This is a genomic window from Hydrocoleum sp. CS-953, assembly GCF_002260545.1.
Taxonomy (GTDB): Bacteria; Cyanobacteriota; Cyanobacteriia; order Cyanobacteriales; family Microcoleaceae; genus Trichodesmium.
The window spans coordinates 1-5,350 of the sequence record NZ_LGSU01000904.1 but is presented as its reverse complement, the minus strand read 5'-3'; the positions used below and the strand labels follow the sequence as shown (position 1 = coordinate 5,350).

Genomic DNA, 5,350 nt, shown 5'->3' with positions numbered 1-5,350 from the left:
GTATAAAATCTCTGATTAGAAACTCTATTTATTAGTTTAATCAAGAGATTTGGTTGATTTAATTTCATGGTTAAATTCAAGCTATAAAAGAATTATGGATGAAAGAATATTATTAGAGCAAGAACATAAAGCAGCAGGATCGAAGTTTTTTTTAGCTTCTATGGCAAACAGTCATATTAAGCACTTAATCAAGCTTGCTCAAGACGAAAGTTTAATAGATTTACTGGGTTGGAATACATTTTTTCAACCTAATGAAACAGAAGAATTTATAGAGGCAATTTCAAGTTATGCTTTCCCTTATTCTCGCAAAAGTCAGCCTCTACCATTTGGAATTTATCTAAACCTAGAAAATTTTCCGATTGGATATGTAGTATTAAAAGGCTTGAATCTGGATTTGTTTACTGCTGAAATTGGTATAGCAATTCTGGATGAAAAATATAGAAATAAAGGATACGGAACTCTAGCATTAAAACGACTAATTATTTATGCCTTCAATGAATTACATATTCAAACAATTGGAGCCGTAATTTTGCTATCAAACAAAAGATAAATTAATATGTTTAAAAATCTCGGTTTTGTAGTTACATAAATCATGTATAAATCATGGCAGATGCCTAATGGAGACTTAGCAGATATGGTATTGATGGAATTGACAAAATATTAATCTTTGAAAATCAGCTTATCTGTTCTTTCAGCAATTAATAATTAATAATTACCCCTTCTTGAAAGAAGGGGATTAGCCCTTAAGGAAATTGTTTTGATTTATCCCCTTGAAAGGGGAGGCTTTTAACTTTAATTGTTGAATGAATAATTAATTATTGACTATCAACTCTTAATTATTAATTATTAACTATTAATTATTAATTATTCGGTAAGGATTTGGAAACCAAACCCCTACAGACTAATGTTCTTAAAAATCTATAGCGGTTTTCACAAAGGTAGACTACAAAACTTCTTCCTTCTTCCTTCTTCCTTCTTCCTTCTTCCTTCTTCCTTCTTACTTCTTCCTTTCAACCCAAATCTCTGTACTCTATATTAATGAAAACTGCTATATCCACTTTTTCCCTATTTAAAAATACCCTTAATTCTCTCAACTGTACGCTGATTTTCTTCAGGAGTTCCTACCGTAATTCTTAACCCTCCACCAGTATGACGAATCAAAGTTCCCTGACTTTTAAGTTGCTGCATTAAACTATTTAAACCCTCATCTTGGGAACTTTTACCGATTAATTTTAATCCTTCATCTGTCAGTCTAGCATAGAAAAAATTAGCAGCACTTTCCCAAACTTTCAAAGCAGGAATTTCGGCAAAAGCACTAAATAATTTAGTTCTTTCTTTCAAAATTTCTGGGATAAAAGATAATACATCTTGACTATGAGTAAGCACTAATTCAGCAGCAGCTTGAGAAAAACTTGGTAAGTTGTAGGGAAGGCGAACTTTTTCCAAATTAATAATAACTTCTGGGTGAGCTATAGCATATCCTACTCGCAGGGAAGCTAACCTAAAAGCTTTAGAAAAAGTTCTTAAAATAACCCAATTTGGGTGTTGATTTAATTCCTCAACCACAGAAATTTTACTAAACTCAAAATAAGCCTCATCAATTACCACTAAAATATCATCTGGCAGACTCCGTAACCATGCCAATTCTTGAGAAGTTAAAGCATTAGCAGTCGGAGAATTTGGATGAACAACAAATACCACTCTTACAGAAGGATTTTTTGTTTGATTAATAGCATCCTGAGCAGCAGCAATATCTATTTCAAAATCCGATTCTTTCCTCCCCACATTTATTACATAAACTCCTAAAGTTTGAGCCAGAATAGAATACATAGAAAAAGTAGGAGTTGCCGTCAAAATAGAACATTCACCTCCTACACAACTAGCAATTAATAGAGAGCGAATTAATTCATCAGAACCATTACCAACAGAAATATTACTAGCAGAAATATTAGCCGAAGGAGTTGCCTCATTTACATATTGAGCTATTGCTTCTTTAAGTTGGAAATGACTCCCATCAGGATAACGGTTTGTTTCAATTAACTGTTGATAAATCTCAGCCAAATTTTGCTTTAAATTATCAGGCAAATCATAAGGACATTCATTAGTATCTAATCTATCCAAAGGAATTTCCGAACTACCTCCAGGATGAGGAGTATAAGCTTTAAGATTATTAAGGTCTGAACGAATAAAAGAGAGCATAACTTGATTGAATAATTTTTGTTGGTTAATTAGAGCATATCATTTACTATAGACTTCATGAGATTATTCAGAAAATGGAAAAGTTGTCAAACATTTTATTTCAAATTCTGAAAGGGAAATCCAAAGGTTATATAGCAATTATAAATAGGTTGTAATATTTTATCGTAGGGGTTTGGTCTCCTTTCCCCAAGCTAAGATTGGATTTGGAAACCAAACCCCTACAATTTTTTTTCACAAATCATTTAGGATTAGTATAGCTTAAGCGCAATGTTAGAAAATTTTCTAAAAAAGTAATCCTTCAAGGGAAAGATGGAAACAATTTAACTGAAATAAGAAAATTTACAAAGTTACTTTTTAATCATTTTCCCAGTAATCACAAATTGGTTTTCCATCCATTGAGTAAGGATGCTGTAAATTTTCGAGTTCTGCATTTTTCTCAGATAAAACTTGATTGTTTATCCTAACTTCTGCAACTTCTCCTTCTAAATCTTTGAGTTGATATTCAAAGTCTTGAGATTTGATTACTTGAAAATTGAGTTTTTTCTCAATTGTATTGACTCGGTTTTCTAAATAAACCCTCTCATTTCTTTCTGATTCGATTACATTAATTAGATAGCGGAGTAAATCTAAGTCTGCATTCTGGTTTAACATAATTATCTCCTCAATAATCTGAATTTTATTTAGATAATACACCTACTCATACTAGGTGCGATTGATAAATCTAGATGAACTAAGTAGGTAGACAAAATTAAAGGTAATGAAGCTGATAGATGACTGCTGAATGCTTACCTATTTTGTGAAAGTAATACTACTTACTTAATCTGAAAAAAGTTTTTGGCAAGATACTCAAATTTACATAACCAGAAAGACAAGAATATTTTAAATGCTCGTACTAGAGTAATAAGACTAACTAACCATTTTGAATATCCCTGTTTAACTAATTTATTTCTCGCCTCTATTAAATCTCCACGACTTTCCTCTTTAAGTTCTTCAACAAATAACTTAGTTAGAAAATCAGATAATTGTAAATCCCAAGGTGTTGTTGAATCATAAATTATCCGTTTCCAGAAAAATTTACCTAACAGTATTAATGGCGGACATACTAAAATTAAACACAAGACTGACCAACCTACTATTCGCATAAATATACTGAAAAAATCACTGCCAGAACGGAAAACTGTGCCGTAAATAAAAACTATCCAGAACAACAGAATTTTCCAGATATCTTGTGGAACTTTTGACAAAGTTTGCCAAAGAAACCTTTCATCTTGATGTTTCCATGCTCGGTCAATAATCTTTTGTGACGGAGATATTTTTGCAAATGAATTGCGATTATTAAAAGCATCAACTAAAACAATTAAAAGATAGTAGACATAGCACTTTAAATTTTTCACTACTCTACTGAGATTTTTCATTACTTTACTCCTCATAAAACTGGTTGCCATACTGCTAAATCATTCAAGAAATGTCGTTTTTCTTGAAGTACCTTTTTTCCTAAACCTGTAATTCGGTAATATCTACGTCTTGCTCCACTACGTTCTTCAGGAGTTTCCTCTCCCCAATGTGCTGCCAAAAAACCTTTTTTCTCCAACTTATGTAGGGTGGGATAAAGAGAACCGAACCCTAGTTCAATCCTCCCACCACTAGCTTCCTTGACAGCATCAATAATTTCTAATCCATAACGTTTTCGGTATAGAACCGATGACAATACCGCTTCTTCTTTGGGCGACAAATCGAAAAATCGCTCTTGGTTTTGTTTTGCCATTATCTATTTTTTGATAAATTATCACTTTATCAATGTATATCAAATTATTTGATATTATCAAGCAGACTAAATATGAGCCTTGATAGACAGCGATCGCTACATCCCTAAAATTCCCTCTACCTTATGGGCAGCGAGAAGTCCTGTCTCAGTACCTTCTACTGAATTAGGAGGGAATAAAATCGGAAATTTCTTTTTTTATCCCCTTGAAATGGTGTGGTTATTTGACCTTATTTCTTGGTCAAATTTTTGCCAATACTTTTAATTCGCCTTAAATATCTCAATACTAATTCCTACTCTCAAGGCAATGAATTAATAGCTAATAGCTGATGGCTATTTGCGGAGCATTCCGGAGGAAATGCTTATCATTTGATTACCTCCTTTTTGAAATTCGTAAGGTACTTGTTTAATTTCTGCTCTATATCCTTGAGTTGATAATTTTTCAATTATAGGCATTACTAACGGGGATATTTCTCCAGAAAGTTCTAACAGAGGAAAAATTCTTACCTGTTTAGCAACTCGACACATTTCCAAAATTGATTCTAGATGAAATTCTTCTGAAAACTGGTCGGAATATAAAAATAGGAAATGACTACATAAAGCCAAATCAAATTTATTATCTTCAAAAGGCAATTTTGGCAATTCAGCAGTTAAATAACGTTTTTGTTCAACTCNTTTCCAAAATTGATTCTAGATGAAATTCTTCTGAAAACTGGTCGGAATATAAAAATAGGAAATGACTACATAAAGCCAAATCAAATTTATTATCTTCAAAAGGCAATTTTGGCAATTCAGCAGTTAAATAACGTTTTTGTTCAACTCCATTAGGAAAGTATTGTAAAAATTTTTCCATAGCTCCTATTCTGACTTTTCCTAAATTTTATGGTGACTGAAAATTTTGCCAAACAAAAGTATCATAATTTGCTTTTACTTGGTCAATAATATCTTGAAAAACTAATAGCTGATGGCTAATGGATGTTTGCCCAGCATTCCGCAGGAAATTCTTATCATTTGATTACCTCCTTTTTGAAATTCATAATCTATTTCTCGAATTTCTGCTCTGTATCCTTTAGTTGATAATTTTTCAATTATTGGCATTACTAATGGGGATATTTCTCCAGAAAGTTTCAGCAGAGGAAAAATTCTTACTTCTTTAGCAACTCGACACATCTCTAAAATTGATTCTAGATGAAATTCTACTGAAAATTGATCGGAATATAGAAATAAGAAATGACTACATAAAGCCAAATCAAATTTATTATCTTCAAAAGGCAATTTTGGCAATTCAGCAGTTAAATAACGTTTTTGTTCAACTCNTAAAGCCAAATCAAATTTATTATCTTCAAAAGGCAATTTTGGCAATTCAGCAGTTAAATAACGTTTTTGTTC

General features: G+C 32.0%; 6 protein-coding genes. 1 reads left to right on the top strand and 5 read right to left on the bottom strand.

The window, feature by feature from the left end:
• Positions 1-49: 49 nt before the first annotated feature.
• Complete coding sequence (locus tag AFK68_RS12175; RefSeq protein ID WP_143437817.1) at positions 50-550, top strand: GNAT family N-acetyltransferase; 501 nt, start codon at positions 50-52, stop codon at positions 548-550.
• 515 nt (positions 551-1,065) lie between these two features.
• On the opposite strand, the gene AFK68_RS12170 is transcribed toward AFK68_RS12175, so the two are convergent.
• From AFK68_RS12170 to AFK68_RS44915, 5 genes are all read right to left on the bottom strand, one after another.
• The gene (locus tag AFK68_RS12170) at positions 1,066-2,199 is read right to left on the bottom strand and encodes a histidinol-phosphate transaminase (protein WP_094673049.1); all 1,134 of its coding nucleotides are present in this window, start codon (positions 2,197-2,199) and stop codon (positions 1,066-1,068) included.
• Positions 2,200-2,553: 354 nt separating this feature from the next.
• Positions 2,554-2,850, bottom strand: a complete 297-nt coding sequence (locus tag AFK68_RS12165; protein ID WP_094673048.1) for a hypothetical protein — start codon at positions 2,848-2,850, stop codon at positions 2,554-2,556.
• A gap of 161 nt (positions 2,851-3,011) precedes the next feature.
• Positions 3,012-3,614 carry a hypothetical protein gene (locus AFK68_RS12160; RefSeq protein ID WP_143437816.1) on the bottom strand — a complete coding sequence of 201 codons (603 nt, stop codon included), beginning with the start codon at positions 3,612-3,614 and terminating at the stop codon, positions 3,012-3,014.
• An 11-nt stretch (positions 3,615-3,625) separates the two neighbouring features.
• Positions 3,626-3,964 carry a PadR family transcriptional regulator gene (locus AFK68_RS12155; RefSeq protein WP_094673046.1) on the bottom strand — a complete coding sequence of 113 codons (339 nt, stop codon included), beginning with the start codon at positions 3,962-3,964 and terminating at the stop codon, positions 3,626-3,628.
• A gap of 672 nt (positions 3,965-4,636) precedes the next feature.
• The coding region (locus tag AFK68_RS44915; protein WP_210407368.1) for a class I SAM-dependent methyltransferase at positions 4,637-4,814 on the bottom strand (178 nt) is incomplete at its 3' end.
• Positions 4,815-5,350: the final 536 nt, after the last annotated feature.